General features: G+C 64.5%; 25 protein-coding genes. 18 read left to right on the plus strand and 7 right to left on the minus strand.

Translation table 11 applies throughout. The features are described from left to right. The first annotated feature begins 105 nt into the window (after positions 1 to 105). Entirely contained in the window at positions 106 to 1575 is a 1470-nt protein-coding gene (gene lpdA, locus P8T11_RS17045) for a dihydrolipoyl dehydrogenase (protein WP_268080859.1), read from the plus strand. A 168-nt stretch (positions 1576 to 1743) separates the two neighbouring features. Here lpdA and P8T11_RS17050 read toward each other — a convergent pair whose 3' ends face one another. The 3 genes from P8T11_RS17050 to P8T11_RS17060 form a co-directional block, all read right to left on the minus strand. Continuing rightward, positions 1744 to 2625 (minus strand): LysR family transcriptional regulator, encoded by an 882-nt coding sequence (locus P8T11_RS17050; protein WP_268080858.1) that lies wholly within the window; start codon positions 2623 to 2625, stop codon positions 1744 to 1746. A 228-nt stretch (positions 2626 to 2853) separates the two neighbouring features. After that, entirely contained in the window at positions 2854 to 4722 is a 1869-nt protein-coding gene (ilvD, locus tag P8T11_RS17055) for a dihydroxy-acid dehydratase (RefSeq protein WP_268080857.1), read from the minus strand. 88 nt (positions 4723 to 4810) lie between these two features. Next, positions 4811 to 5701: a LysR family transcriptional regulator gene (locus P8T11_RS17060; protein ID WP_268080856.1), complete on the minus strand. Its 891-nt coding sequence runs from the start codon at positions 5699 to 5701 to the stop codon at positions 4811 to 4813. A gap of 133 nt (positions 5702 to 5834) precedes the next feature. Here P8T11_RS17060 and P8T11_RS17065 point away from each other — a divergent pair, with 133 nt between their 5' ends. Together P8T11_RS17065 and P8T11_RS17070 are read left to right on the plus strand one after the other, a co-directional pair. Next, positions 5835 to 6380, plus strand: a complete 546-nt coding sequence (locus P8T11_RS17065) for a GNAT family N-acetyltransferase (RefSeq protein WP_268080855.1) — start codon at positions 5835 to 5837, stop codon at positions 6378 to 6380. Further along, positions 6377 to 7567 (plus strand): MFS transporter, encoded by a 1191-nt coding sequence (locus P8T11_RS17070; protein WP_268080854.1) that lies wholly within the window; start codon positions 6377 to 6379, stop codon positions 7565 to 7567. Before P8T11_RS17065 ends, P8T11_RS17070 begins: the two co-directional genes overlap by 4 nt. A gap of 57 nt (positions 7568 to 7624) precedes the next feature. Here P8T11_RS17070 and queC read toward each other — a convergent pair whose 3' ends face one another. Next, entirely contained in the window at positions 7625 to 8344 is a 720-nt protein-coding gene (gene queC / locus P8T11_RS17075; protein ID WP_268080853.1) for a 7-cyano-7-deazaguanine synthase QueC, read from the minus strand. Positions 8345 to 8514: 170 nt separating this feature from the next. Here queC and ppc point away from each other — a divergent pair, with 170 nt between their 5' ends. From ppc to P8T11_RS17095, 4 genes are all read left to right on the plus strand, one after another. Further along, the gene (gene ppc / locus P8T11_RS17080; protein WP_268080852.1) at positions 8515 to 11364 is read left to right on the plus strand and encodes a phosphoenolpyruvate carboxylase; all 2850 of its coding nucleotides are present in this window, start codon (positions 8515 to 8517) and stop codon (positions 11362 to 11364) included. Between the two features lie 238 nt (positions 11365 to 11602). Then, on the plus strand, positions 11603 to 12538 hold the full coding sequence (locus P8T11_RS17085) for a 3-hydroxyacyl-CoA dehydrogenase family protein (protein ID WP_268080851.1): 936 nt from the start codon (positions 11603 to 11605) through the stop codon (positions 12536 to 12538). A gap of 194 nt (positions 12539 to 12732) precedes the next feature. After that, on the plus strand, positions 12733 to 14073 hold the full coding sequence (locus P8T11_RS17090; protein WP_268080850.1) for a short-chain fatty acid transporter: 1341 nt from the start codon (positions 12733 to 12735) through the stop codon (positions 14071 to 14073). A gap of 37 nt (positions 14074 to 14110) precedes the next feature. Beyond that, the gene (locus tag P8T11_RS17095; RefSeq protein WP_268080849.1) at positions 14111 to 14839 is read left to right on the plus strand and encodes an SDR family NAD(P)-dependent oxidoreductase; all 729 of its coding nucleotides are present in this window, start codon (positions 14111 to 14113) and stop codon (positions 14837 to 14839) included. Positions 14840 to 14889: 50 nt separating this feature from the next. Here the strand turns inward: P8T11_RS17095 and P8T11_RS17100 are convergent, their stop codons facing one another. Continuing rightward, positions 14890 to 15672, minus strand: coding sequence for an IclR family transcriptional regulator (locus P8T11_RS17100; RefSeq protein ID WP_268080848.1), 783 nt, complete (start codon positions 15670 to 15672; stop codon positions 14890 to 14892). A 194-nt stretch (positions 15673 to 15866) separates the two neighbouring features. Between P8T11_RS17100 and P8T11_RS17105 the strand changes: the two genes are divergently transcribed. The 6 genes from P8T11_RS17105 to P8T11_RS17130 are packed head-to-tail and all read left to right on the plus strand — an operon-like array spanning position 15867 to position 19674. Then, positions 15867 to 16556 (plus strand): 3-oxoacid CoA-transferase subunit A, encoded by a 690-nt coding sequence (locus P8T11_RS17105; RefSeq protein WP_268080847.1) that lies wholly within the window; start codon positions 15867 to 15869, stop codon positions 16554 to 16556. Continuing rightward, the gene (locus tag P8T11_RS17110) at positions 16553 to 17197 is read left to right on the plus strand and encodes a 3-oxoacid CoA-transferase subunit B (RefSeq protein ID WP_050450214.1); all 645 of its coding nucleotides are present in this window, start codon (positions 16553 to 16555) and stop codon (positions 17195 to 17197) included. The genes P8T11_RS17105 and P8T11_RS17110 overlap by 4 nt, the downstream gene beginning before the upstream one ends. A 15-nt stretch (positions 17198 to 17212) precedes the next feature. After that, entirely contained in the window at positions 17213 to 17488 is a 276-nt protein-coding gene (gene catC / locus P8T11_RS17115; protein WP_268080846.1) for a muconolactone Delta-isomerase, read from the plus strand. A 12-nt stretch (positions 17489 to 17500) separates the two neighbouring features. Further along, positions 17501 to 17797, plus strand: a complete 297-nt coding sequence (locus tag P8T11_RS17120; protein WP_006216052.1) for a YciI family protein — start codon at positions 17501 to 17503, stop codon at positions 17795 to 17797. A 52-nt stretch (positions 17798 to 17849) separates the two neighbouring features. Further along, entirely contained in the window at positions 17850 to 18629 is a 780-nt protein-coding gene (gene pcaD / locus P8T11_RS17125) for a 3-oxoadipate enol-lactonase (RefSeq protein WP_268080845.1), read from the plus strand. Positions 18630 to 18633: 4 nt separating this feature from the next. Further along, positions 18634 to 19674 (plus strand): cyclase family protein, encoded by a 1041-nt coding sequence (locus P8T11_RS17130; RefSeq protein ID WP_268080844.1) that lies wholly within the window; start codon positions 18634 to 18636, stop codon positions 19672 to 19674. A 983-nt stretch (positions 19675 to 20657) separates the two neighbouring features. Here P8T11_RS17130 and P8T11_RS17135 read toward each other — a convergent pair. Continuing rightward, positions 20658 to 20984 carry a PsiF family protein gene (locus P8T11_RS17135; protein WP_268080843.1) on the minus strand — a complete coding sequence of 109 codons (327 nt, stop codon included), beginning with the start codon at positions 20982 to 20984 and terminating at the stop codon, positions 20658 to 20660. Positions 20985 to 21338: 354 nt separating this feature from the next. Between P8T11_RS17135 and P8T11_RS17140 the strand changes: the two genes are divergently transcribed. The 4 genes from P8T11_RS17140 (at position 21339) to P8T11_RS17155 (ending at position 23950) form a co-directional block, all read left to right on the plus strand. Next, positions 21339 to 21677: an FxLYD domain-containing protein gene (locus P8T11_RS17140; protein WP_268080842.1), complete on the plus strand. Its 339-nt coding sequence runs from the start codon at positions 21339 to 21341 to the stop codon at positions 21675 to 21677. A gap of 170 nt (positions 21678 to 21847) precedes the next feature. Continuing rightward, positions 21848 to 22498 (plus strand): carbonic anhydrase, encoded by a 651-nt coding sequence (locus P8T11_RS17145; RefSeq protein ID WP_268080841.1) that lies wholly within the window; start codon positions 21848 to 21850, stop codon positions 22496 to 22498. A 72-nt stretch (positions 22499 to 22570) separates the two neighbouring features. After that, a complete protein-coding gene (locus P8T11_RS17150) occupies positions 22571 to 23179 on the plus strand; it encodes a glutathione S-transferase (protein WP_268080840.1) in 609 nt (202 codons plus the stop codon). Positions 23180 to 23338: 159 nt separating this feature from the next. Then, on the plus strand, positions 23339 to 23950 hold the full coding sequence (locus P8T11_RS17155; protein ID WP_268080839.1) for a hypothetical protein: 612 nt from the start codon (positions 23339 to 23341) through the stop codon (positions 23948 to 23950). A 91-nt stretch (positions 23951 to 24041) separates the two neighbouring features. Here P8T11_RS17155 and P8T11_RS17160 read toward each other — a convergent pair whose 3' ends face one another. Next, complete coding sequence (locus P8T11_RS17160) at positions 24042 to 25379, minus strand: DUF3100 domain-containing protein (RefSeq protein ID WP_268080838.1); 1338 nt, start codon at positions 25377 to 25379, stop codon at positions 24042 to 24044. A gap of 368 nt (positions 25380 to 25747) precedes the next feature. Between P8T11_RS17160 and P8T11_RS17165 the strand changes: the two genes are divergently transcribed. Beyond that, positions 25748 to 26656: a LysR family transcriptional regulator gene (locus tag P8T11_RS17165; RefSeq protein WP_268080837.1), complete on the plus strand. Its 909-nt coding sequence runs from the start codon at positions 25748 to 25750 to the stop codon at positions 26654 to 26656. Positions 26657 to 26845: the final 189 nt, after the last annotated feature.

Genomic DNA, 26845 nt, shown 5'->3' on the forward strand with positions numbered 1-26845 from the left:
TGCGGATGTTGCTGCGAGGCTCGGGATGACGAAGACCGATGCGGGGTTTGCTGTGCAGCCCGCGATGACGAAGACTGATGCGTTTTGTTTGCTGCGAGGCCCGCAATGACGAAGACCGAGTTTGACCTGATCGTCGTGGGCGGCGGCCCTGGCGGCTACGTGGCCGCCATCCGCGCCGCGCAGTTGGGCATGTCGGTGGCGCTGGTGGAACGCGCCGAGCTGGGCGGCATCTGCCTGAACTGGGGCTGCATTCCCACCAAGGCGCTGCTGCACAGCGCGACGGTACTGCGCGCCTGCCAGGAAGCCTCGCACTACGGCGTGGCAGGTTCCAGCGAGGCGCGCCCCGACCTTGGCGCCATGGTGGCGCGGTCACGCAAGGTGGCGGGCCGACTGGGCCAGGGCGTTGCACACCTGATGAAGAAGAACGGCGTGACGGTGTTCGCGGCCACGGCAAAGTTGGCGGGTGCGGGCAAGCTGTCGCTCGACAATGGCACGACGCTGTCGACCAAACTGGCGCTCGACAAGGGCACAACACCGACAAGCAAACTGGCGCTAGACAACTGCACCACGCTGACGGCCAAGCACATCATTCTGGCGACGGGCGCGCGCGCCCGCGAACTGCCCGCCTTGCCGGTGGGCGAACGCATCTGGACCTATCGCCAGGCCTTGATGCCCACCGAAATTCCGAAGACCTTGCTGGTGGTGGGTGCGGGCGCCATCGGCGCGGAGTTCGCCAGCTTCTACCGCGCCATCGGGTCCAACGTGACGCTGATCGACATGACACCCGAAATCCTGCCGCAGGAAGATGCGGAAATCTCGCAGTTGGCACGCAAGGCGTTTGAGAAGCAAGGCATCCGCGTCATGACGCAATGCGCCGTCACCACGTCTGCGTTGACCGACACGGGCGTGAAGGTGACGTTGGAACAGCAAGGCAAGAAGACAGACCTGGAGGTAGACCGCGTCATCGTCGCGGCAGGCATCGTGGGGAATGTGGAAAACCTGGGGTTGGAGCAAACGCGTGTGAAGGTCGAAAAAACCCACATCGTCACCGACGGTTTATGCCGCACGGACGAGCCGGGCATCTACGCTATCGGCGACGTGGCCGGCGCACCCTGGCTGGCCCACAAGGCCAGCCACGAAGCCGTGCTGTGCGTTGAAGCCATTGCCGGCAAAGCCGTCCACGCCATCGACCCCCTGCGCATTCCCGCCTGCACGTATTCGTATCCGCAAGTGGCCAGCATCGGCATGACGGAAGCCCGTGCGCGCGAACACGCGAAGGCGCACGGCGGCGACATCCGCGTCGGCAAATTCAGCTTCGCGGGCAACGGCAAGGCCATCGCCATGGGCGAAGACCAGGGCCTGGTGAAGACGGTGTTCGATGCAAAATCAGGAGAGTTGCTGGGCGCCCACATCATTCACCCGGAAGCGTCAGAGCTGATCACGGGCTACGGCGTGGCAACCTCACTGGAAGCCACCGAGGAAGATCTGATGCACACCGTCTTCGCGCACCCCACCTTGTCGGAAACACTGCATGAATCGGTGTTGAGCGCCTTTGGGCGGGCGTTGCATGGGTAAGATCGCCTGATGGGTTCCGCGCGATCATCACTAGCTCATCGGTGACGTACAGCGCGCGCTTCACCCATCCTACGTGGACCGGTCCACGTAAAATGACCGGTCCACGTAGGATGGGTGAAGCGCGACATCACCGCCAATAGCAAGCAAACATCCATCGCGCGAAACCCATCACACCCGCCCCGCAAAAAAATCCAAAAAGCACGCAATCCGTCGCGACAATTGCGTATTCCGGTGGTACACCGCGTGCATCGGCTGCAACTGATCGCTGTACACCCCTTCCATCACCTTCACCAACCGTCCCGCTGCAATATCCTCGCGCACGACAAAATCAGACAGGCAAGCGATGCCCACTCCCCGCAACGCCAACTGCCGCTGCGTCTCGCCACTTGACGTCGCCAAGGTCGGCGTCGCCTGATAGCTGGTTCCGCCCGCATGCTTCAGCGGCCACAGGTTCAGGCTTTCAGGCTGTGTAAAACCCAGCACCTCATGCTTGGCCAAATCCTCCACGGTTTCCGGCGCCCCATGCCGCGCGATGTATTCAGGGCTGGCCATCATCCAGCGAGGCGACGGCCGCAAGACGCGCGCGTGCAGCGTGGAATCCGTCAGCGGACCCATACGAATCGCAATATCCGTGCGGTGCTCCATCAAATCCACGATGCGGTCGTTGCTGGTCAGCTCCAGCGATATCTCGGGATATTCCCGCCGGAATTCCCCCACATGCGGCACCACGCAATGCAGCATCACCGGCACCGACGCATCCACCCGCAAGCGCCCCGCCGGCCGCTGATGCACCATGCGCATGCACTCTTCGGCCTCTTCCAACGACGCAACAATCTGCCGCGCCTTGGGCAGGAAACGCGCGCCCTCTTCCGTCAGCTCCATGCGCCTTGTGGTGCGGTTCAGCAGCATCACGCCAAGATCCTCTTCCAGGCGCGACAGCGCGCGGCTGACACCTGATGCGGTCTGGCCCAGGAGTTCAGCGGCGGCGCTGAGAGACCCCGCGTCCACCACCCCCAGGAACACGCGCAATGCGTCGGAATTCAAAGCCATGTGAAGCGTCCTTGCGCTTGAAAAACAGCTGATCTGCTGTGTGGGGAATTTACAGCTTTTATGCAGTATCCCGCAGCAGTACCCCGTAGCAGTATCCCGCAGCAGTACCCCGCAGCAGTACCCCGCAGCGCTACCCCGCAGCAGTACCCCGCATCCGCACTGCTGCCGCGCCACCCCAAAAAAAACGGCGCCCCCAAGGGCGCCGCTTCCTGCATCAACCAAGCCCGATCAACGCTTGGCTTTCTGCTTCAGTTGCGACAAGTCACGCACCGCGCCGCGATCGGCCGACGTGGCCAGCGCCGCATAAGCTTGCAAGGCCTGCGACACCACACGTTCACGCCCGACCGGTTCCCAGCCATCAGCACGCGCATCCATCGCGGCGCGGCGGCGGGCCAGTTCTTCGTCGGACACGGCCAGGTGCATCTTGCGGTTCGGGATGTCGATCTCGATGACGTCGCCTTCTTCCACCAAACCAATCGTGCCGCCCTCGGCCGCTTCCGGCGAGGCGTGGCCGATCACCAGGCCCGACGAGCCGCCCGAGAAACGGCCATCGGTGAACAGCGCGCAGGTCTTGCCCAGGCCCTTGGACTTCAGGTAGGACGTGGGGTACAGCATTTCCTGCATGCCCGGGCCGCCCTTGGGGCCTTCGTAGCGGATCACGACCACGTCGCCCGCCACGATCTTGTCGCCCAGGATGCCTTCAACGGCGTCGTCCTGGCTTTCGAACACGCGGGCGCGGCCCGTGAAGACCCATTGCGATTCGTCCACGCCGGCCGTCTTGACGATGCAGCCCTTCTCGGCCAGGTTGCCGTACAACACGGCCAGGCCGCCGTCCTTGGAATAGGCGTTTTCCTTGCTGCGGATGCAGCCCGTCTGGCGGTCGGTGTCCAGCGTCAGGAAGGTGGCGTCCTGGCTGAAGGCGACCGTGGTGGGGATGCCGCCGGGGGCCGCACGGTAGAACTTCTGCGCTTCTTCGCTTGCACCGCCGGCCACGTCCCACTGCTGGATGGCGTTGCCCAGCGTGCCGCTGTGCACGTTGCCGCAAGACAGGTCCAGCAGATCGGCGCGTGCCAGTTCGCCCAGGATGCCCAGGATGCCGCCTGCGCGGTGCACATCTTCAATGTGGTACTTGTCGGTGGCGGGCGCCGCCTTGCACAGGCAGGGCACCTTGCGCGAAATGCGGTCGATGTCGGCCATGGTGAAGTCCACGCCGGCTTCCTGCGCCGCGGCCAGCAAGTGCAGCACGGTATTGGTGGAGCCGCCCATGGCCACGTCCAGCGCCATCGCGTTCTGGAACGCGCTCTTGGTGGCGATGTTGCGCGGCAGAACCGATTCGTCTTCTTCCACGTAGTAGCGGCGGCACAGGTCCACGACCAAGCGGCCGGCTTGCTCGAACAAGCCCTTGCGCCAGGCGTGGGTAGCAACAATAGTGCCGTTACCCGGCAGCGCCAGGCCGATGGCTTCGGTCAGGCAGTTCATCGAGTTGGCGGTGAACATGCCGGAACAGGAGCCGCAGGTGGGGCACGCGCTGCGTTCCACTTCGGCGACTTCGGCGTCCGACACCTTCGGGTCGGCGGCCTTGATCATGGCATCGATCAGGTCGATCTTGGCGATGACCTTGCCGTCGGTGGGCGACTTGACCTTGCCGGCTTCCATCGGGCCGCCGGACACGAACACCACCGGAATGTTCAGGCGCATTGCGGCCATCAGCATTCCCGGGGTGATCTTGTCGCAGTTCGAAATGCAGACCATGGCATCGGCGCAATGCGCGTTGACCATGTATTCGACCGAGTCGGCGATGAGTTCGCGTGACGGCAGCGAATACAGCATGCCGCCGTGACCCATGGCGATGCCGTCATCGACGGCGATCGTGTTGAATTCCTTGGCGACGCCGCCGGCGGCTTCGATTTCCTTGGCGACCAGCGCGCCCAGGTCGCGCAGATGCACGTGGCCCGGCACGAACTGCGTGAAGGAGTTCACCACCGCGATAATCGGCTTGCCGAAATCACCGTCCTTCATGCCAGTGGCGCGCCACAGGGCGCGGGCGCCGGCCATGTTGCGGCCGTGGGTCGATGTGCGGGAACGGTAGTGCGGCATGATTTGTCTCGAGTGCTGTTAGCGTGGCGGCAAAACGCTAAATAATACGCTGGATCGGGGCGACGCTGCCCGCGAGCCGCCCGGACCCTTACTCCCGCAACGCCAGCAGCGCCTCTTGCAGGTGGCGCAGGCCCCGGCTAAGCGGCTTGTCGCGGCGCATCACGATGGCCAGGTCGCGCGACAGGCGCGGCGTCAGCGCATGCACCGCCAGCGCCTCGCGGTGCCCCGCGCCCGACACCGCCAGCTTGGGCAACACCGCGCAGCCCAGCCCCGCCGCCACGATTTCCTTCATGGCTTCAGTGCTGCCCAGCTCCATGAAGGGCTTGGCCGCCACGCCCGCCGCTTCGAACCAGTCATCCACCAGGCGGCGCGTGCGGGCACCGGGCTCAAACAGCACCAGCGGCCACGGCGCCAATGATTGAGGCGTCACCTGAACGGGAATGGAGGCCGCGTCGCGGGCGGGGAAGATCGCCACGAATTCGTCTTCGATCAGCGGCGTCACCTGGAACATCCGGCCCGGCGCGGGCAGGGTCACCAGCCCCATGTCCAGCGTGTTGTTCTCCAGCCCGCGCAGCATGTCCGCCGTGTTGCCGGTGCTGGCCACGATGTCCAGCGCGGGAAAGCGGCGGCGCAACTGGGCCAACACAGGGGGCAGCAGATAGGTGCAGGCGGTGGCGCCGGTGCCCAGCCGGATCCGGCCGGATACCTGCGAGGCATGCGCGGTCATGGCCTGCTCGGCCTGCGCCAGCGCGGCGTCGATCACGCGGATATGGGTCAGCAGTTCAAGCCCTGCCGCCGTGGGCCCGGCACGGCGACCCACCCGCTCAACCAGCTTCAAGCCAAAACGCCTTTCCAACTGACGCACTTGCAGGCTGACCGCCGGCTGGGTCACGCCCCCGCGCTCGGCGGCGGCGGAGAAACTGCCCAGCTCAATCACCTGCGCGAAGAGGCGCAGATGGTCCAGGTTCAAGCCTCGCATGACGTTCACCCAAAGTTTTACTTATGCAAATCATAATCTTCCAAAGCTTTATTTATGATTTATTTCGGACCACACTGGCGGCTGGCTTTTCCCCCCTCTTTTTTCCCTTTTTCTGCGCCTCACCCGCCCTGTTATGTCACCCAACACCCCCACCGTCCTGATCCGCGACAGCGCCGAAGCGGACCTGCCCGCCATCAAGACCATCTACGCCCACCACGTCGAACACGGCACCGCCTCGTTCGAGCTGGAACCGCCTTCCATCGCCGACATGCGGCAGCGCCGCGCGGGCGTGCTGGAAAAGGACATGCCGCACCTGGTGGCCGAGATCAACGGCGAGGTCGTCGGCTATGCCTACGTCACGCCCTACCGTCCGCGCCCCGCGTACCGGCATACGGTCGAGGACTCGGTCTACGTCAAGGCCGGCCGCGCGGGCTTGGGCATTGGCGGCAAGCTGCTGGCCGAGCTGATCACGCGTTGCACCACCACGGGCTGGCGCCAGATGCTGGCGGTGGTGGGCGACAGCCGCAACGCCGCGTCGCTGGCGCTACACGCCAGCCAGGGCTTTCATCCGGTGGGCACGCTGCGTTCGGTGGGCCATAAGCATGGGGAATGGCGCGACACGGTGCTGATGCAGCGCAGCCTGGGTGAAGGCGACAGCACGCCGCCGCAGCGCCCGTGATCGGCCCGCGCGCCGTCGTCTGCCTGGGTCTGACCCAGTTGGTGAACTGGGGCGTCACGTTCTATCTGATCGGCGCGTTCGGCCCCGCCATGACGGCCGACCTGGGCTGGGACGCCCCCCTCATCTATGGCGGGCTTTCCGCCGCCATCGTGACGATGGCGCTGGTGTCGCCGCTGGCGGGCAGCGCGGTGGACCGCTGGGGCGGGCATGTGGTGATGCCGGTGGGCGCGGTGGTGGCCGCCGCCGGTTGCGCGCTGCTGGCCGCCGCGCATACCGCGGCTTGGTATTACCTGGCATGGCTGTTGCTGGGCATTGGCATGCGGCTAAGCCTGTACGACGCCGCCTTTGCCGCGTTAGCGCGCGCGGGCGGTCCCACGGCGCGTCGGGCGATGTCGCAGATCACACTGTTTGGGGGCTTGTCGTCCACGGCGATGTGGCCGGCGGGTCACGCGCTGGCCGCCTGGCTGGGTTGGCGCGGCGCGGTGCTGGTCTATGCCGTGCTGGCCCTGGCCACCTTGCCGCTTTACCTGGCGCTACCCCGCCAACGCTACGCCGCGCCCGCCACCGCCGCCGACAGCAACGCCCCCGGCCTGACCCGCAGCCTGGCCGAACGCCGTCTGGCCGGCATGCTTTACGCCGTGATCGCCATGCTGACCAACTTCCTGGCGGCCGGTACCGCCGCGCATCTGATTGCCTTGCTGACCGGAGTGGGCCTGGCCAGCGCGGCAGCGGCCGGCGTGTCCGCCCTGTGGGGCATCGGCCAATTCGCCGCGCGCATGGCGGATGTGGCCGTGGGCGCCCGGCTGCATCCGTTGACGCTGAACTGGGCCGTCACCGCGCTGATGCCGTTTTGCTTCGTGCTGGGCTGGTTCTCGAACGGGAACCTGTATGCCACCGCCGCCTATGCGTTTTTCTACGGCGCCTGCAACGGCCTGTTGACGATCACGCGCGGCACACTGCCGTTGGCCTTGTTTGATTTCCGTAGCTACGGCGCGCTGGTCGGCGCGCTGCTGGTGCCCAGCTTCTTGCTGACGGCCGCGGCACCCGTGGCGTATGCCTTCGTGATTCAGACCCAAGGCGCGCGCGCCGCCATGGCGATGTCCGTGGTTTTGGCGGCCGTGATTGCCACGGCGGCTTGGCTATTGCGAAGGCGGTTTATCGGGAGGGTGACGGCAACGGCCGTGTAGGACTCGCGGCCGTTCCCAAAATCCCGGCCAATCCCGAAACCAAAGCTGTCGAAAAAATCAGCCTTCGGCGGCCGAAGCCACCACCCACTTTTCCCAGCCAATTTTCCTGAGCTTGCAGGCCGGACATTCGCCACAGCCATAACCCCAATCGTGCCGCGCGCCGCGCTCGCCCAGATAGCAGGTGTGGCTGTCTTCAACAATGGTTTCCACCAAGGCATCCCCGCCCAGTTGATGCGCCAGCGCCCAGGTTTCGGACTTGTCTATCCACATCAGCGGCGTTTCGATGGTGATGCGCGAACCCAGCCCCAAGCCCAGCGCCACCTGTTGCGCCTTGATGGTGTCGTCGCGGCAATCGGGGTAGCCCGAAAAATCCGTTTCGCACATGCCGCCCACCAGCACATCCAGTTGGCGTCGATACCCCAGCGCCGCCGCCAGCGTCAGGAACAGCAGGTTGCGCCCCGGCACGAAGGTATTGGGCAACCCGTTGGCCTGCATTTCGATGGCGCGGTCGCTGGTCATGGCGGTGTCGCCCACCTGGCCCAGCACCTTCAGGTCCAGCAGATGGTCTTCACCCAGGCGCGGCGCCCAGTCGGGAAAGTTCGCGCGGATCTCGCGCAGCACGTTCAGCCGGGCCGACAGTTCGATGTGATGGCGTTGGCCGTAGTCGAACGCCACCGTTTCCACATGGGCGTAACGGTCCAGCGCCCACGCCAGGCAAGTGGTGGAATCCTGGCCGCCCGAAAACAGCACGAGCGCGCGACGTTGATGATTTTGCATAAAGGGGGCTTCTAGAAAGACGAAGGGACATCACGGACTTTAACCGAGACAAACCCGCGCCCCGTAAGGAACGCTGCGTAAAATCAAGCGATTCGATTTTCCTGGTTTTACCGCAACGCCCACGCCTTTCCCTTTCCCTCCCTTCTTCAGCCCGACGGATCCACCGCCCGATGAAAGCCATTCGCCCGCAGTCCGACTCCGCAGAACCCTTGCGCCACGATATCCGGCTGCTAGGCCGTTTTTTAGGCGCCGTTATTGAAGAATGCGAAGGCAAGCGTGTCTTTGACACCATCGAAACACTGCGCCGCACGGCGGTGAAATTTCGTCGTGAAGGCAATGAGGCGGACAGCAAGCTGCTGGAGCAGCGCGTCAAGCGCTTGCAAGGCAACGACCCGAATTCGGTGGCGCGCGCCTTCAGCTACTTCCTGCACCTGGCCAACATTGCCGAAGACCGCGACCAGAACCGCAGCCAGCGCGCCCGCGCGTTGGCCGGCGACACCGCCCCGCGCGGCAGCCTGCGCGACGCCGTGCAGACGCTGGGCAAGCAAGGGGTGGGCGTGGCCCGCATACGCAAGCTGCTGGCCGACGCCAGCGTGGTGCCGGTGCTGACCGCGCACCCCACCGAAGTGCAGCGCAAAAGCACGCTGGACGTGCATCGCGAAATTGCCGCCGCGCTGACCCAGCGCGGCAACCCGCTGACGCCGGAAGAGCTGGCCGAACTGGATGCCGCGCTGCTTGGCCGCGTGGCCACCTTGTGGCAGACCCGCATGCTGCGCTACACGCGCCTGACGGTGGCCGACGAGATCGAGAACGCGCTGTCGTACTACCGCAGCACCTTCCTGCAAGTTATCCCGCGCCTGTACGCGGATTTATCCAAGCTCTTGAACCGCGAAACCGCCAAGCCGTTTGCCGCCCCGCCCCCGCCGCTGGAACCGTTCCTGCGCATGGGTAGCTGGATCGGCGGCGACCGCGACGGCAATCCCAATGTGGACGCAAGCACACTGGAGCGCGCGCTGCTGCGCCAGGCCACCGTGCTGTTCGAACACTATCTGCAAGAGGTCCACGCGCTGGGCGCGGAGCTGTCGATCACCACCATGCTGATCTCGGCCGACCCGGAATTGCTGGCGCTGGCCGACAACAGCGGCGACGATTCCCCCCACCGCCGCGACGAGCCCTACCGCCGCGCGCTGGTCGGTGTGTACGCCCGCCTGGCTGCCACCGCCCAGGCGCTGACCGGGCAGAATCTGGCGCGCCGCCGCACCGTGGCGGCGCCCGCCTACCAGGCGCCACAAGAACTGTCGGCCGATCTGGCCGTCATCGCCGCGTCGCTGGCCGCGCACCACGGTTCGCCGCTGGCCAAGCTGCGGCTGTCCGGCCTGCAACAAGCCATTGAGGTGTTCGGATTCCACCTGGCCACCGTCGACCTGCGCCAAAGCTCCGACGTGCATGAAAACGCATTGGCTGAATTGTTCGAACGCGCCGGCGTCCAGCATGAGGGCAAGCCGCTGGACTACCTGTCGCTGGACGAAGACCAGCGCGTGGCGCTCTTGCGGGCCGAACTGGCCCAGGCCCGCCCCCTGGCCTCGCCCTGGATTGCTTACAGCGAAGACACCACGCGCGAACTGGCCGTGCTGCGCGCCGCCGCCGCCGGCCGCGCGCGCTACGGCAAGCAGGCGGTACGCCAGACCATCGTGTCGCACACCGAAACCTTGAGCGACCTGCTGGAAGTGATGGTGTTGCAAAAGGAAGCCGGCCTGATCGCGCCGGCCGGCCAGGACATTGCGCCCGAAGACGGCCTGATGGTGGTGCCGCTCTTCGAAACGATTCCCGACTTGCAGCGCGGGGCAGACATCATGGCCGCCTGGCTGGACTTGCCCGAAGTGCGCCAGCGCGTGAAGCAGGCGCAGAACGGCGCGCAGGAAGTCATGCTGGGCTATTCCGACAGCAACAAGGACGGCGGTTTCCTCACGTCGAACTGGTCGCTGTACCAGGCTGAACGCGCACTAGTGGATGTGTTTTCTTCCCGCCACGTGCGCCTGCGCCTGTTCCACGGACGCGGCGGTTCGGTGGGACGCGGCGGTGGCTCCAGCTTTGACGCCATCCTGTCGCAGCCCCCGGGCACGGTGGCGGGCCAGATCCGCCTGACCGAGCAAGGCGAAGTCATCCAAAGCAAGTACAAGGACGCCGAGGTGGGCCGCTGGCACCTGGAACTGCTGGTGGCCGCCACGCTGGAATCCAGCCTGGCGCCGCGCGCCGAGGCCACCAGCGCCGAAGACGCGCACATGGCGCAGCACGGCCCGGCGATGTCATTCATGTCCGAAACGGCGCAGCGCACCTACCGTGGCCTGGTCTACGACACGCCGCGCTTTGCCGAGTACTTCTTTGCCGCCACGCCCATCAGCGAAATCGCGGGCTTGAACATCGGTTCACGCCCGGCCTCACGCAAGAAGGGCCAGCGCATTGAAGACCTGCGCGCCATTCCCTGGGGCTTTTCGTGGGCGCAATGCCGGCTGATGCTGACTGGCTGGTACGGCATGGGATCGGCCATCGAGGCTTATCTGGAAACGGGCGCCCCCGACGCGCCCCGCTCGCGCCGCGCCCGCCTGGCGCAACTGCGCGAGATGGCGCGCGAATGGCCGGCGTTTCGCACGCTGCTGTCCAATATGGAAATGGTGCTGGCCAAGTCCGACCTGGCCATCGCCGCGCGCTACGCGCAACTGGTTCCGCAGCGCGCGCTGCGCGAGCGCGTGTTCGGCATGATCAGCGCCGAACACGGCCGCACGCTGGCCATGCTGAAGCTGCTGACCCAGCGCGAACTGCTGGCCGACAACCCGGCCCTGCAAGATTCCTTGCGCGAACGCTTCGCCTACATCGATCCCTTGAATTATCTGCAGATCGACCTGATCCGCCGCCACCGCGCGGCGCAGAAACACCCCGAGGCGGATGTCGACAAGCGGGTGCAGCGCGCCATCCACTTAACAATCAACGGCATCGCGGCGGGGCTGCGCAATTCCGGTTAGGCGGCAGCGTCCACCAGCCGAACACCCGCTAATGCCCGTTTGTCCACCCCTGGCGACTTTTAGTACTATCCCTGACAGAAATTCTAAGTACGCACAAATGTTCGTATATAGAACACAATGATTTTTCTGGCCGAACGGCACGGAAAGGCACCCCGGACGAGACAGAGATCCACCAGATCCCCCCTGATTCCCCGCGTGCCCGCCGCGACGTTCGCCTGCAAGCATCAAGCGAGCCGTCATGGATACTCCCCTTAAAAATCTGGCCGTCATCGGCGCAGGCGCCATGGGCAGCGGCATTGCCGCCTTGTTCGCATCGAAGGGACTGAACATCGTCCTGATCGACCCGATGGAAGGCGCGTTGGACCGCGCTCGCGCCGTCATCGACCGCCAACTGAACGTCTACGCCCCTACCCAGGTGCAGGAAGCGCTCCAGCGCATTCGCATGGAACCGGGCCTGGAAGCCGCCGCGAACTGCGAACTGGTCATCGAGGCCGTACCGGAGAACCTGGAACTCAAGCGCGGCATCTTCGCCAAGCTTGACGCGCTGTGCGCCCCGTACACGCTGTTCGCCACCAACACATCAGGCCTGTCCATCAACGCGATTGCCAGCGCCGTGGCGCGCCGCGACCGCTTCGTGGGCACCCACTTCTTCACGCCAGCCGACGTCATCCCGCTGGTGGAAGTGGTGCGCAACGACGACACCTCGGAAGCGACCGTCGCCCAAGTCATGGCGACCTTGCGCTTTGCCGGCAAGCGGCCGGTGCTGGTGCGCCAGGACATCCCCGGCTTCATCGCCAACCGCATCCAGCACGCTCTGGCCCGCGAAGCCATTTCGCTTTTGGAAAAGGGCGTGGCCAGCGCGGAAGACATCGACGAAGTGGTCAAGTGGAGCCTGGGCATCCGCCTGGCCCTGTCGGGCCCGCTGGAACAGCGCGACATGAACGGCATCGACGTGCACTACGCGATTGCCAGCTACCTGTACAAAGACCTGGAAAACCGCACCGAGCCGTCCGACCTGCTGAAAAGCAAGGTCGACAGCGGCCAGATCGGCGCCAAGAGCGGCCAGGGTTTCTACACCTGGAGCCCCGAACGCCGCGAGCGCGTGCTGCGCGAGAAAAGCGCCACGCTGGGTGAACTGGCTGCCTGGCTGAACAGCAAGGCCGGCGACACCTGACGGCGCTTTTTTTCCGACGCCGCAATCGAATTCAAGACAAAGACAGATAAGGCGCGGGGGCCACGCCCACCGCGCCATCGGGCCACGAGCCCCACCACACAAAGAAACCAATCGTCGGTCTACCCGCGCATCGCCCCCCGATGACGCCCGGGACCAGACACTAGAGAACCGCCTACGGAGTTGTTGGAGGCACCATGAATAAACTGGCTTCATTTTTCACCGAGCTGATGCGCAAGTATCTGCCGGATCCTTTTGTTTTCGCGATTGCACTGACGCTATTGACCGTGCTGCTGGCCATGGGCATCGAAGGCCAGAGCATCGGCGACGTGACCCGCGCCTGGGGCAAGGGCTTCTGGAGCCTGTTGGCGTTCACGACCCAGATGGCCGTGATTCTGGCCATGGGCTACGTGCTGGCCACCGCGCCGCTGACCGACCGGCTGCTGAACCGCATCGTCAGCCACGTGCACAAGCCGCATACCGCCATCATCGTCGCCACCCTGGTGGGCGGCGTGGGCAGCTACCTGAACTGGGGCTTTGGTCTGGTCATCGGCGGCATCGTCGCCAAGAAGCTGGCGTTGAAGGTCAAGGGCGTGCACTACCCGCTGATCATCGCGGCGGCCTACAGCGGCTTCACGATGTACGGCCTGGGCCTGTCCGCCAGCATCCCCGTGCTGGTCGCCACCCCCGGCCACCCCACCGCCAATCAGATGGGCACCATCCCGCTGTCGGAAACCATTTTCTCGGTGCCCATGCTGATCACCAGCTTGGTCATCATCATCACGCTGCCGCTGCTGAACGCCTGGCTGCACCCCAAGAAGGGCGAGAAGGTCGTTGAAGTGGACCCGGGCATCGACCGCGACGCCAACGCTTCCAACGCCGGCGAAGACATGCTGGAAAAGGGCACCATCGCCTCGAAGCTGAACAACAGCCGCATCCTGAGCATGCTGATCGGCGCGCTGGGCATTGCCTACGTCACGTTCCACTTCATGGACGGCGGCTCGCTGGACCTGAATCTGATCAACTTCATCATCCTGTTCCTGGGCATCATCCTGCTGGGCACGCCGGCCGCCTACGTGGCCAAGCTGACCGAAGGCATCAAGACGATCTCCGGCATCATCCTGCAATACCCGTTCTACGCCGGCATCATGGCCATCATGGCCGCGTCGGGCCTGGTGACGTCAATCTCGCAATTGTTCGTTGACTTCGCCACGCCGGCCACGCTGCCGTTCTGGGGCCTGATCAGCTCGTTCTTCATCAACTTCTTCGCACCGTCCGCCGGTGGCCACTGGGTGATCCAGGGTCCGTTCATGATCGACGCGGCCAAGGAAATCGGCAGCGCGATGAACCAGACGACCATGGCCGTCATGCTGGGCAACGCCTGGAACGACCTGGTGCAACCCTTCTGGATCCTGCCGGCGCTGGCTTTGTCGAAGCTGAAGCTGCGCGACGTGATGGGCTATACCGTCATCATGATGCTGTGGGTGGGCGTGATCCACATCACCGCCGTGCTGGCCTGGGGCTACGCCACGCACTGATTCCCACGCGCTTACCTCAAACAGACAGGAAACCGATATGAGCAAACCGACTGCGTATCTCGTCACCGGCGGCAGCGCCGGCATTGGCGCCGCCATCATCCGCATGCTGCTGGATGCGGGCCATAAAGTGGTCAACATCGACTACCGACTGCCCGAGAATCCGCCGGCCGGGCTGGTCTCGTATCAGGCCGATCTGACCGATGAAGCGCGCACGAAAGCAGTCGCCGCCGAAGTCACCAACGCCTACAACATCGTGGGCCTGGTGAACAACGCCGGCGCCACCCGCCCGGGCACGGCCGACACGGCCACCCTGGCGGATCTGGACTATGTAGTGAACCTGCACCTGCGCACGGCGCTGATCCTGGTGCAGGCCGCGCTGCCCGCCATGCGCGAAGCCGGCTTTGGCCGCATCGTGAACATGTCGTCGCGCGCCGCGCTGGGCAAGCCCGAGCGCGTGGTCTATTCGGCCACCAAGGCCGGGCTGGTGGGCCTGACGCGCACGCTGGCCATGGAGCTGGGCGGCGACGGCATCACAGTCAACGCCATCGGCCCGGGCCCGATCGCCACCGACCTCTTCACCAAGAGCAATCCGGCGGGCGCTCCGCAAACCGAACGCATCATCAACAGCATCGTCGTCAAGCGCCTGGGCACGCCGGAAGACGTGGCGCGCGCCGCCATGTTCTTCCTGTCGCCCGACAACGGCTTCGTGACGGGCCAGATGCTGTATGTGTGTGGCGGCACGACGCTGGGCGTCGCCCCCATCTGAGCGCGCGCGCCATGGCTGCCCACCTTCACCTTCGTGCCTGCCCGCCGCAACTAGCGACGCAGCAGCGCGTGGTTGATCTGGTCGGCGGCGCGGCGCAAGGGCGGCAGGAAGGCGTCCAGCATGGCTTCGCGCGAAAAGCGGTTGGACTGACCGCTGACGTTCATCGCGGCAATCACGCGGCCGCTGCGGTCAACAATGGGCACGGCCACCGATTGCAAGCCGGGTTCCAGTTCCTGTGCCACGCAGGCGTAGCCATCGGCGCGCACGCCGGCCAGCAGGCGCTTGAGCTCGGCGATGTCGGTAACGGTTTGCGGGGTGTAGGCCTGGATCTGGCTCATGGCCAGCACCCGGTCCAGTTCCGCTTCCGGCAGGCCGGCCAGCAGCACGCGGCCCATCGACGTGACCCACGCCGGCAGGCGGCTGCCCACGGCCAGGTTGATGGTCATGACCTTGTGCGTGGACAGGCGCAGGATGTAGACGATGTCGGCGCCTTCCAGCACCGACACCGAGCACGATTCGCGCGTCTGCTCTGCCACTTCTTCCATGTAGGGCAAGGCCAGGTTCCACAGCGGCGTGCCGGACAGGTAGGCGTAGCCCAGTTCCAGGATGCGCGGGGTCAGTTCGAACTTGCGGTCGGTGACAGTGACGTAGCCCAGGTGTTCCAGGGTCAGCAGGATGCGGCGCGCGCCGGCACGGGTCAGCCCGGTAACGGCGGCCACTTCCGACAGCGTCATCTGCGAGCGGCCGGGGCCGAACGCCCGGATCACCGACAGGCCGCGCGCGAAGGACTGCACGTAGCTGTCGCTGGGTTGTTGGGGGTCAAGCTCGGCCATCCGTATGGTCCCAAGAGTAAAAAGCTCGCCGCTGGCGAGCCGTTCGTTGCCATCACCGGCAACGCCAAACGATGGAGGATCGCCGTGCGTCGGCCTGCCTTGACGCTGTGCGGTCCCCATGAAACGATGTTCTTCAGCAGAACGTAAGTTCTAATGAAGAACAAATTATGACACGCCACCTATGAGCGAACATCATGATCTCTAAGCTTGTTGCAAGCGCGGCGGCCGCCCTGGCGGACGTACCCGACGGCGCCACCGTCATGATCGGCGGCTTCGGCACTGCCGGCCAGCCCATGGAATTGATCGACGCCCTGCTCGAACAGGGCGCGAAAGACCTGGTCATCATCAACAACAACGCCGGCAACGGCACCACGGGCCTTGCCGCCCTGCTGGGCGCGAACCGCGTGCGCAAGATCATCTGCTCGTTCCCGCGCCAGGCGGACTCGCAGATTTTCGACGGCCTGTACCGCAGCGGCAAGCTGGAGCTGGAACTGGTGCCGCAAGGCAACCTGGCCGAGCGCATCCGCGCCGCCGGCGCCGGCATCGGCGCGTTCTTCTCACCCACCGGCTACGGCACCCCGCTGGCCGATGGCAAGGAAGTGCGTGAGATCAACGGCCGCCACTACGTTCTGGAATATCCGCTGCACGCCGACTACGCGCTGATCAAGGCCGAACGCGGCGACCGCTGGGGCAACCTGGTCTACCGCAAGACGGCCCGCAACTTCGGCCCCATCATGGCCAGCGCCGCGCGCGTGGCCGTGGCGCAGGTGCGCGAAGTGGTTGAACTGGGCACGCTGGACCCCGAAACCGTCGTCACCCCCGGCATCTTCGTGCAGCGCGTCGTAGAAATCGACGCCGCCCCGGCCGCCAAGGAGCAGAAATGAGCACCAAACTGACCCGCGACCAGATCGCCGCCCGCGTCGCGCAGGACATTCCCGAAGGCGCCTACGTCAACCTGGGCATCGGCTTGCCCACGCTGGTGGCCAACCACCTGCCGGCTGACCGCGAAGTCATCCTGCATACCGAAAACGGCATGCTGGGCATGGGCCCCGCGCCCGCCAAGGGCGAAGAAGACTACGACCTGATCAACGCCGGCAAGCAGCCCGTGACCGAACTGCCGGGCTGCTCGTTCTTCCATCACGCCGACTCGTTCGCAATGATGCGCGGCGGCCATCTGGACATCTGCGTGCTGGGCGCCTTCCAGGTGTCGCAACACGGCGATCTGGCCAACTGGCACACCGGCGCGCCCGACGCCATCCCCGCCGTGGGCGGCGCGATGGACCTGGCCATCGGCGCCAAAGACGTCTTCGTGATGATGGAACTGCAAACGCGCGAAGGCCAGAGCAAGCTGGTCGAAGCCTGCACGTATCCGCTGACGGGCGTGCGCTGCGTATCGCGCGTGTACACCGACGTGGCTGTGTTCGACATCCGCGCCGACGGCGTGACCGTCACCGATATATTCGGCGACGTCACCGCCGACGAACTGCTGGCCCTGACCGGCCTGCCGCTGAAGTTTTCCCGCTAATCAGGAGCCCCCATCATGCTGTTCATGGTTCAAATGCAAGTCAACCTGCCCGTCGACATGCCGGGCGAGCAAGCCAACAAACTGAAGGCGGACGAAAAGGCGCTGGCCCAACAACTGCAACGCGACGGCAAGTGGAAAGAGCTGTGGCGCGTGGTTGGCCGCTACGCCAACGTCAGCATTTTCGATGTCGAAAGCAATGACGAACTGCACACGCTGCTGTCGTCGCTGCCGCTGTTTCCGTACATGGACATCAACGTCACGGCGCTGGCGCGCCACCCCTCGGCGATCTGACCGGAGCCTTCCATGCCCTACATCATCGAAACCTTCGACAAGCCCAACCACCAGGAAGTGCGCCAGCAGCATCGCGCGGCGCATCTGGAATACCTGGACGCCAACAAGCAGTTGCTGCTGGCCTGCGGCGCCAAGCTGCAAGACGACGGCAAGGACGCGGGCGGCGGTTTGTACATCGTGGACCTGGACACGCGCGAAGCCGCGCAACAGTTCATCGACGCCGACCCGTTCTCGCAAGCCAATCTGTTCGACCGCGTGACCATCACGCGCTGGCGCAAAGCCTACGTCGACGGCACCTGCCACCTGTAATCCTGTCGCGGCCGCCTTTGCGCGGCCGCGTTTTCATCCGAGGTATCCCCACATGGCTTACGCCGATCTCAGCCAGGCCCGGCTGTTCTACGTCATCGATGGCCCCGCCGACGCGCCGGTGCTGGTGTTTTCCAATTCGTTGGGCACCTGCTCCGACATGTGGGCGCGCCAGATTCCCGAACTGACCAAGCATTTTCGTGTGCTGCGCTACGACACGCGCGGCCACGGCAAGTCGTCGATTCCAGATGGCGAATACAGCTTTGCGGCGCTTGCCGGCGACGTCGCCGAACTGCTGGCGCACCTGAATATCAAGCGCGCGCATTTCTGCGGCCTGTCGATGGGCGGCCCCACCGGCATCGCGCTGGCGTTGGCGCACCCGGAACTGGTTGGCAAGCTGGTGCTGTGCAACACGGCCGCGCGCATCGGGTCGGTGGAAGGCTGGAGCACCCGCATCGCCGCCGTGGCCGATCAGACGTTGGAAAAGATGGCGCCCACGCTCGTGGAACGCTGGTTGACCGACGACTACCGCGCCGCCGAGCCGGGCCTGACGCAAGTGCTGATCGACATGCTGCGCCGCACGCCGGACGCGGGCTATTCGGCCAACTGCGCCGCGCTGCGCGACGCCGACTACCGCGACCAAGTGTCCGCCATCACCGCGCCCACGCTGGTCATCAGCAGCACGCACGACCTGGCTGCCACGCCTGCGCAGGGCCAGGAATTGGCCGCTGCCATTCCCGGCGCGCGCTATGTTGAATTGAATACGTCCCATATTTCAAACTGGGAACAACCGGAAGCCTTCACCCGCGCGGTCGTCGACTTCCTGACGGAGTAACCGCATGCAGCGCTGGAAACATCGGCCCGAAGGCTCCAATTGGGGCGACTTCGGACCCGACGACCAACTCGGCCGCCTGAATCTGATCACCGAAGAACAAGTGCTGAAGGGCGCCCGGGAAATCCGCGCGGGCAAGACGTTCTGCTTGTCGCTGCCTTTGGACCTGCCCGGCGGCAATGTGCTGAACCCACGCCGCCATCCGCCGCAACTAAGCCCGACCAAGCTAGCGGATACGCCGTACCTGAACTTTCCGTTGCGCAACGTCAACCCGGACGCGGTGGATGTATTGAGCGATGACCAGGTGCTGCTGTCGATGCAGTATTCGACGCAGTGGGATGCGTTGGCGCACGTGGGTGCCCTGTTTGACGCCGATGGCGATGGCAAGCCCGAGCTGCGCTACTACAACGGCTTTCAGGCGGGTGTGGACGTGGTCGGCCCGGCGGATAGCGAACATACCGGCTGCGGTTGCTCAACCGGCGGCCCGTCCGCGGCGCTGAAGCTGGGCGTGGAGAATCTGGCGCAGAAAGGAATGCAGGGGCGTGGCGTGCTGGTGGACCTGTTCCGCCACTACGGCCCGGGCCGCACGCTGATCGGCCATGCCGAGTTGATGCATGTGCTGGAGAAGGATGGCGTCACGGTGGAGCCCGGCGACATGCTGGTGCTGCGCACAGGCTACGCCGAGGCCGTCGTGGCGATGAACGGCACGCCGGATCCGGAAGTGCTGCATACGTACGGCGCGGCGCTGGACGGTACGGACACGGCCTTGCTGCAATGGATCACGGACAGCGGCATCGCCGCGATCTGCGCGGACAACTACGCGGTCGAGGCTTACCCGGCACGCGAAAAGACCGGCCCGCGCGCAATGTTGCCGCTGCATCACCATTGTCTGTTCAAGCTGGGATTGCCGCTGGCGGAGCTTTGGTATTTGAAAGACCTGGCGGAGTTTTTGCAGGCGAATGGCAGGCATCATTTCATGCTGACCGCCCCACCGCTGCGTTTGCCGCACGCGATCGGGTCACCGGTAACGCCAATCGCGACTGCTTGATGGGTTTCGCGCGATTTCCATTGTGTTCCTTGCGGATGCCTTCTCGCGCTGCACCCATCCTACGGGTTGATGGATGGTGGCGGGGTTGTGGCGGGATGGGTTGTGATGTCACCGCTGCATGATGGGTTTCGCGCGATTTCCATTGTGTTCCTTGCGGATGCCTTCTCGCGCTGCACCCATCCTACGGGTTGATGGATGGTGGCGGGGTTGTGGCTGGATGGGTTGTGATGTCACCGCTGCATGATGGGTTTCGCGCGATTTCGATTGTGTTCCTTGCGGATGCCTTCTCGCGCTGCACCCATCCTACGGGTTGATGGATGGTGGCGGGGTTGTGGCTGGATGGGTTGTGGTGTCACCGCTGCATGATGGGTTTCGCGCGATGGGCGTTGCGTTCCTTGCGAAGGCCGGCACGCGCTGCACCCATCCTACGGGTTGATGGATGGTGGCGGGGTTGTGGCTGGATGGGTTGTGATGTCACCGCTGCATGATGGGTTTCGCGCGATTTCCATTGTGTTCCTTGCGGATGCCTTCTCGCGCTGCACCCATCCTACGGGTTGATGGATGGTGGCGGGGTTGTGGCGGGATGGGTTGTGATGTCGCCGCTGCATGATGGGGTTCGCGCGATTTCCATTGTGTTCCTTGCGGATGCCTTCTCGCGCTGCACCCATCCTACGGTCGTGAATTGTAGGATGGGTGCAGCGCGCCGGATTGATGGCAAGAACACTGCCGCGCATCGCGCGAAACCCATCAAGCGGCGGTGATGTTGTGGCTGGAATGGCGATGTAGCCACCGCTGTTTGATGGGTTTCGCGCGATTTGCGTTGTGTTCTTTGCGGATGCCTTCTCGCGCTGCACCCATCCTACGTGCCTATGAACGACGGCGCGGCGCGACGAATACCATCGCGTGCCTGTGCACGGCGTTGCCCCACCACGATCATCCCTTCAGGCATGCACCACGATTATCCCTTCAGGCATGCATCACGATCATCCCTTCAGACACGTACTCATGAACGTCTTGCGCGCATCGCCCGTCAATTTTTGATCGCCCGCCTTGGCGTTGCAGTCTTTCATTTTTTGCTGCTGCGGCGTCAGCGGCTTGCCGGATGACGTTGTCTCGCCTTTCAGGCAACTGCTCATGTAGGCCTTGCGGTCGTCGCCCGTCTTGCCCGTGGCCGACTTATTGCATTCCGTCATGCGCTGCTGCTGCGGCGTGGGGGTCTTGGCGGGGGTAGCGGGGGTTTGGGCGTAGGCCCCAAAAAAACATGCGGACAACACCATGGCCGAGGCCATCCGAGTAGTACGGGAAAGCATGAGTTTTCTCCCTGGCGTGTAGGACCCGCCTGCGTGGATACACGCATCAGACCGGGCTGCCGGCCGGTTGCCGACCCGGCCATCATCGAACAAACCGCCACGCACCGCAAGCATCGGAAAGTTAGGAAAAGACAAGGCCGAAAAATCTCAATCTAGAGACATTCCGACGCATCCTTGTCATTAGCCGACGAATCTAGGAACAACCCACGCAACCTGTTACCGAATCATCCTTTTGACCCGTTGTGCATGGGCGCGGAAAGGTGTGAGATAGCCCTGTCCGCCCCAATAAGCGGATGGCGCAAACGGCGGCGCGGACAGCTAAGCGCCCCACCGCCGGCACACCTGGAGACCGCCATGAAACTCGCCCTTGCTTCCCTTGCTTTGCTGGCCGGGATGTCCGGCGCCGCCAGCGCGCAAAACCTCACTTACGGCGTCACGCTGGGTAATGTGCAATCGGTACGCGACACCAACATCAATATGTCCACCATCACCGGGTCGCTGGCCAACCTGTCGGGTCGCCCCGTCTCCAGCGCGGTGCTGACTTACGTGCTGTACGACGCGCAAGGCCGCGAAGTGGGCCGGGTCAACGATGACGTGATCGGCCCGATTCCCCCGGGGCAGATCCGGCTGGTCAAGGCGGTGACGCCGCTGCAATTCACGAAGGTCACCGTGCTGGACGTCCGGGCGCAATAGGCCGACGCGGCAAAAACCCTTATTCAAGCAGGGTTTAGACAGGCAGTTGTAGGGGCAAATATGGGAAAATTCCGCTTGCCGACTCGATAACAGGGGCTTCCAAACGAAGCCCCTTATTGCGTCTGTCGGCGTGCCAGCAAGCCTGGCCTAGATACTAGGAAGCCACCACCATGTTCCCCAAAAGACTCACCGAAGGCTATCAATCATTCCTGGACGGCCGTTTCCATTCGGAAAGCAGCCGCTATCAAAAACTTGCCGAACTGGGGCAAAGCCCGGAAATCCTGCTTATTGGCTGCTGCGATTCGCGCGTGTCGCCGGAAGTGATCTTTGATGCCGGCCCGGGCGAGATGTTCGTGGTGCGCAACGTTGCCAACCTGGTTCCGCCCTGTGAGCCGGATTCCGAATCGTCCTACCACGGCACCAGCGCCGCCATCGAGTTCGCGGTCAACGGCCTGAACGTAAAGCACATCGTCGTGCTGGGTCACGCCTCTTGCGGCGGCATCCGTTCTTTCTTCGACGATGCCAAGCCGCTGTCCAAGGGCGACTTCATCGGCAAGTGGATGTCGCAGATCGAACCGATGGCCGAGCGCCTGGGCCCCGGATCGGGCGACCGCCAGACCAAGCTCAAGCGCCTGGAACTGGCCGTCGTCGAGCACAGCCTGAACAACTTGATGACCTTCCCGTCCATCCGCCGCCGCGTGGAAAAGGGCGAACTGGAATTGCACGGCACCTACTTCGGCGTGGCCACCGGCGTGCTGTTCCTGCGCGATCCGGCAACGGGTGAATTCAACCCTTGCCTGGAAACCGGCGTCACCGAATAAGGCGCATATCCGGTACGCTTGCGGCTGCTTTTCGCTTTGTTCAAAGACGCTACGCAACCGACAAGGACCGCTATGAAATTGTTTTTCTCGCCGGCTTCACCCTTCGTGCGCAAATGCATGGTCATTGCCCACGAACTGAACCTGACAGAACGCATTGAAAAACTGCCCAGCGCCGCTGGCCCCGTCGCCCGCGACAAGACCATCATCCCCAGCAACCCGCTGGGCAAGGTGCCCACCTTGATCACGGACGACGGCCAGGTGCTGTACGACAGCCGCGTCATCTGCGAATACCTGAACGACCTGGGCGGCGGCACGCTGTTCCCCGCGAACGGCCGCGCGCGCTGGCAGGCGCTGGCTGATCAGGCCTTGGGCGATGGCGTCATGGACGCGGCGCTGCTGGCTCGCTATGAAACCGCCCTGCGCCCGGAAGCCTTGCGCTGGTCCGATTGGGTCGACGGCCAGATGAGCAAGGCGCACGATGCGCTGGCGCAACTGGAAAAGAACGTGGCCAGCCTGGAAGGCCGAGTGGATATCGGCACCATCACCATCGGCTGCGCCTTGGGCTACCTGGACTTCCGTTTCGCCAGCTACGACTGGCGCAGCACCCACCCCGGCGTTGCCGCATGGTTCAAAACCTTCAACGCACGCCCGTCGATGCAGGCAACCCTGCCCCCGACCTGACACGGTTACGCCTTGACGCCTAGTGCGACGGGCTGACACGACGCCGCGCCCGCAACGCGGTAAATTTTGACGCAGGAAGTTCTGACGCCAAATATTGAACTTGTCAGCCCCCGGCAGAACCAAACCTCTGGTTCTTGTCGACTCGCACAGGGAGCAAGGATGAACGTCACTGCGATCTCCCCCGTTGCCCGCGTTGCCGCGCCCTACTCGGCGCATATCGCGCGGGTAGACGACACCCGCCCCAGTTGGGAAGCCGAACGCCTGGCCCAGACAGCTGCCACGCGCGAGGCCCAGCGCAGCGCGCAGGCGCAAGCCGCGTGGGAAGCCCGGCGCGTTGCCCGCGTACGTGAAACAGCTGAAGCGGCTGATTCCGCCAAAGCGGCCAACGCCACCGAATCTCCGTCACAAACCATACACGCCCGCGCCGACGCGGCCACCCTGGCGGCGGCCGACGCGCTGCCCAAGCTGGATATCTTTCGCGATCAATACGCGGACTCGCGCCTGCGCCGCGCCCTTGACGCGTACGCCGCCCAACCCGATCCGGTGGCCCAGCGCGCCGGCAACGCGAACGACCTGGGCACCATCGAAGGCCTGATGCCCTTGCAGGCGTATCGCGTTGCGATGGCCAACCCGCAGGTGCAGGAACTGCAAACCGCCGTGGCCATGAAGGCGGCGTCGGTGGCAGTGCCGGCGGTGGCCAACATCGGCGCCACCGAAAACGCCACGGACAACGCACGTTATCGTCCCGGGTTTGCACCCGCCACTTCCTGAGCGCTGTACCGCGCTCAGCCCACGACGCGCCATATTAAAAAGGCCGCCTGAGTATCAATCAGGCGGCCTTTCGCTATTCAGCGCGGTCAGATCAGTGGAAGAATTCCGCGATCATCGTGGCGCCCATGAAGGTGCCGGCATTGGCGGCCAAGGACACCACCACGATCTTCCAGCCCAGCTTGCGGAAGGCGGGCAGATCCTTCAGGATCGACAGCCCGGCCATGGCCAGGATCACGGTGGTGAACGGCAGGAAGTTCACCTTGCCGACCAGCGCGATGATCTGGTCCGAGTACGGCAGCACGCCGGGGCAGCCCGCGGTCATGGCAATCAGCGACAGCACGAACACGGCCGGCAGCTTGGGCACCACACGCAGGATCAGATCGGTCAACACCACCAGCAGGATGATGATGCCCATGCCCGGCAGCGCGTCCATGAACGGCACGTTGTAGCCCAGGCGGTTACCCACCAGCGCAAACAGGCCGCAGATGACATAGGCGGTCAGGCGGTCACCAAAGCCCAATTTGGAGTTATGCGCCGGCACGTCTTCCGACACACTGTTGTCGACCACGGCTTCATCGGACTTGCCGCGCGAAAAGCGGCCCAGCACGGGTTCCAGCTTGCCGTACAGGAAGATGGTGGTCGGCAGCGAAATGAACAGCGTGAAGTACACGCCCACCACCGTCGTCAGCAAGTTGGCGGCGGCGGCCAGCGCGGCTACCTGGTGCGCCATTTCGGGCGTCTGCTGAGACGCGATGGCGCCCACGCCGGCGGCCATCATGCTGCCCGAACCGACGCCTGCGCCCATGGCCAGCGATCGCGGATCAAAAATATTCAGGCTGGTGATGAAGCCCGCCATCAGCGCCACGAACAGCGCACCGATCACGGTGCCCGTGATGTACTCGGCCATCACGCCACGACCTTCCGGTGAATTCATGCCGTAACGCTCGCCAATGATGGCCAGGCTGGGCTCGCGGCCCACCGAGAACGTGGCGCCGATGGCTTCACGCTTGATGCCCAGCAACAGCGCCAACGGCAGGCCGATGGCCATGGTGCCGAAGAAGTGGCCGAATTCCTGAAACACCAGCGCCCAGCCGGCTTCGCGCACCTGCGGCAGCGCGCCGCCCACCATCAGGCCCAGCTTGGCCAGGAACGGCAGCAAGGCGTATTGCAGATAGCCGCTGATGCGGGTCTGCATGGCTTTGTCGATGGCGCTGCCCACGGGCAGCCGCTGGCCAAAAGCCGCCACGATGGCGCCAATGAAGATGGCCCAAAGCATCGGTTGCAGAACGATCTTGCCCGGGCCCACCGAAAACGTGACGCTGCCGATCGCTTCGGAAATGACCACCACCAACAAGATGGCGGCAAGCATTCGAACGCGGGCGGATAGCGACATGGAAGGCGCGGCCAGACTGGCGCTGGCGTAAGACATCAAATTCCCCTGATGAACGTGAGTATGTTTTCGTCGGTCCGGCGATCCGGCGGCCGGCGGTCGGCGATCCGGCGGCCGGCGGCCGGCGATCCGGCGGCCGGCGGTCGGCGATCCGGCGGCCGGCGATCCGGCGGCCGGCGATCCGGGCACTCGGCGGCGTGCGCGAACAGCAGGCGCGATTTTCGCCCGCGGGTCCGATCGGCAACCATGACAGCGCGCGGGCATAAGCGTTGCGTAAAATGCAACACACGGCCTTTTCCTGGGAAAATTTTGCACGGCATTCCAGCAAATACGGGTAAACCCTCATCTCCTACTGTGGATCTGCCGCCGCACCCACCCCGCCAGTCGCCCGCCTTCAAGAGCCCGCCATGGATGAAAAACTCGACGCCCGCCGCACCCACTATTTCATGCAGGTCATGAGCCGCGGTTCAGTGCGCGGCGCCGCCGAGGTGCTGGACATGGACCCGTCCGCCGTCAGCCGCGCCATCGCCGCACTGGAGCGCGACTGCGGCATGGCGCTGTTCGAACGCCGAGGGCGCGGGGTCGTCCCCACCGACGCCGGCCACATCCTGGCGCGCTATGTAAAGCGCCAGCAGAACATCCAGGAAAGCTTCTTTTCCGAGATCGACAGCCTGCGCAACGCCGAACGCGGCCATATCGACCTGGTGCTGGGTGAAGGCTTCGTCGAGCTGATGTTCGACCGCGTCCTGCCCGGCTATTGGCGCAGCCACCCCGAGGTGACGTTGGACATCGACGTGGCGCGCACGTCGGAAATCGTGCAGCGCATCGTGGACGACCGCGCTTACATCGGGCTGGTGTTCCAGCCGCCCAACGACGCGCGCCTGCGCACGCACTATTCGCGCCCTGAGCCCATCCGCGCCATCGTGCAGCAAGATCACCCGCTGACGCTTCTGGGCCGGCCGCTGCTGTTGACGGACCTGGCCGATTATCCCGGCGCGTCGATGCAGGAAGGGTTCGGCGTGCGGCAGCACATCCAGGCCGCCGAAATCAGCGAACAGGTGCGGCTGCGCAATGTGCTGACGACGTCGTCCTTCAAGGCGTTGTGGCAGTTCGCGGCGGCGGGCATCGGGTATGCACTGACCCCGCCCATCGCCGTCACCGCCGACATGCGCGCCCAACGCCTGGCCAGCCTGCCGCTGGCCAACCCGATCCTGAACCAAGGCAGCCTGCACGTCCTGAGCCGCGCCGGCCGCCACATTTCCCCCGCGGCAAGAGAGCTGCTGGACCACATCGTGCGCGGAATCGGCGCAGCGTAGCGCCAATCGCTGATCGTAGGATGGGTGAAGCGCGGGAGGGCCGACAAAAGAACCCCAACGCCAAACGCGCGCAACCCATCGAACGGTGTTGGTGCCATGGCGGGAATTGCCGTGTGTTCACCGGCGTTTGATGGGTTTCGCGCGGTTGGCGTTGGGGTTCTTGCAAGTGACCTAATCGCGCTGACCAGG

This window comes from Achromobacter spanius, from assembly GCF_029637605.1.
GTDB lineage: Bacteria > Pseudomonadota > Gammaproteobacteria > Burkholderiales > Burkholderiaceae_B > Achromobacter > Achromobacter spanius_E.

Bases quoted from the DNA above. Each gene is read 5' to 3' on its own strand.
- P8T11_RS17135 (WP_268080843.1), bottom strand. From the start codon at position 20,984: ATGCTTTCCCGTACTACTCGGATGGCCTCGGCCATGGTGTTGTCCGCA.
- P8T11_RS17090 (WP_268080850.1), top strand. From the start codon at position 12,733: ATGAATAAACTGGCTTCATTTTTCACCGAGCTGATGCGCAAGTATCTG.
- ppc (WP_268080852.1), top strand. From the start codon at position 8,515: ATGAAAGCCATTCGCCCGCAGTCCGACTCCGCAGAACCCTTGCGCCAC.
- pcaD (WP_268080845.1), top strand. From the start codon at position 17,850: ATGGCTTACGCCGATCTCAGCCAGGCCCGGCTGTTCTACGTCATCGAT.
- P8T11_RS17050 (WP_268080858.1), bottom strand. From the start codon at position 2,625: ATGGCTTTGAATTCCGACGCATTGCGCGTGTTCCTGGGGGTGGTGGAC.
- ilvD (WP_268080857.1), bottom strand. From the start codon at position 4,722: ATGCCGCACTACCGTTCCCGCACATCGACCCACGGCCGCAACATGGCC.
- P8T11_RS17060 (WP_268080856.1), bottom strand. From the start codon at position 5,701: ATGCGAGGCTTGAACCTGGACCATCTGCGCCTCTTCGCGCAGGTGATT.
- P8T11_RS17065 (WP_268080855.1), top strand. From the start codon at position 5,835: ATGTCACCCAACACCCCCACCGTCCTGATCCGCGACAGCGCCGAAGCG.
- lpdA (WP_268080859.1), top strand. From the start codon at position 106: ATGACGAAGACCGAGTTTGACCTGATCGTCGTGGGCGGCGGCCCTGGC.
- P8T11_RS17095 (WP_268080849.1), top strand. From the start codon at position 14,111: ATGAGCAAACCGACTGCGTATCTCGTCACCGGCGGCAGCGCCGGCATT.
- P8T11_RS17160 (WP_268080838.1), bottom strand. From the start codon at position 25,379: ATGTCTTACGCCAGCGCCAGTCTGGCCGCGCCTTCCATGTCGCTATCC.
- P8T11_RS17140 (WP_268080842.1), top strand. From the start codon at position 21,339: ATGAAACTCGCCCTTGCTTCCCTTGCTTTGCTGGCCGGGATGTCCGGC.
- P8T11_RS17085 (WP_268080851.1), top strand. From the start codon at position 11,603: ATGGATACTCCCCTTAAAAATCTGGCCGTCATCGGCGCAGGCGCCATG.
- catC (WP_268080846.1), top strand. From the start codon at position 17,213: ATGCTGTTCATGGTTCAAATGCAAGTCAACCTGCCCGTCGACATGCCG.
- P8T11_RS17100 (WP_268080848.1), bottom strand. From the start codon at position 15,672: ATGGCCGAGCTTGACCCCCAACAACCCAGCGACAGCTACGTGCAGTCC.
- P8T11_RS17110 (WP_050450214.1), top strand. From the start codon at position 16,553: ATGAGCACCAAACTGACCCGCGACCAGATCGCCGCCCGCGTCGCGCAG.
- P8T11_RS17145 (WP_268080841.1), top strand. From the start codon at position 21,848: ATGTTCCCCAAAAGACTCACCGAAGGCTATCAATCATTCCTGGACGGC.
- P8T11_RS17120 (WP_006216052.1), top strand. From the start codon at position 17,501: ATGCCCTACATCATCGAAACCTTCGACAAGCCCAACCACCAGGAAGTG.
- P8T11_RS17155 (WP_268080839.1), top strand. From the start codon at position 23,339: ATGAACGTCACTGCGATCTCCCCCGTTGCCCGCGTTGCCGCGCCCTAC.
- queC (WP_268080853.1), bottom strand. From the start codon at position 8,344: ATGCAAAATCATCAACGTCGCGCGCTCGTGCTGTTTTCGGGCGGCCAG.
- P8T11_RS17130 (WP_268080844.1), top strand. From the start codon at position 18,634: ATGCAGCGCTGGAAACATCGGCCCGAAGGCTCCAATTGGGGCGACTTC.
- P8T11_RS17165 (WP_268080837.1), top strand. From the start codon at position 25,748: ATGGATGAAAAACTCGACGCCCGCCGCACCCACTATTTCATGCAGGTC.
- P8T11_RS17105 (WP_268080847.1), top strand. From the start codon at position 15,867: ATGATCTCTAAGCTTGTTGCAAGCGCGGCGGCCGCCCTGGCGGACGTA.
- P8T11_RS17150 (WP_268080840.1), top strand. From the start codon at position 22,571: ATGAAATTGTTTTTCTCGCCGGCTTCACCCTTCGTGCGCAAATGCATG.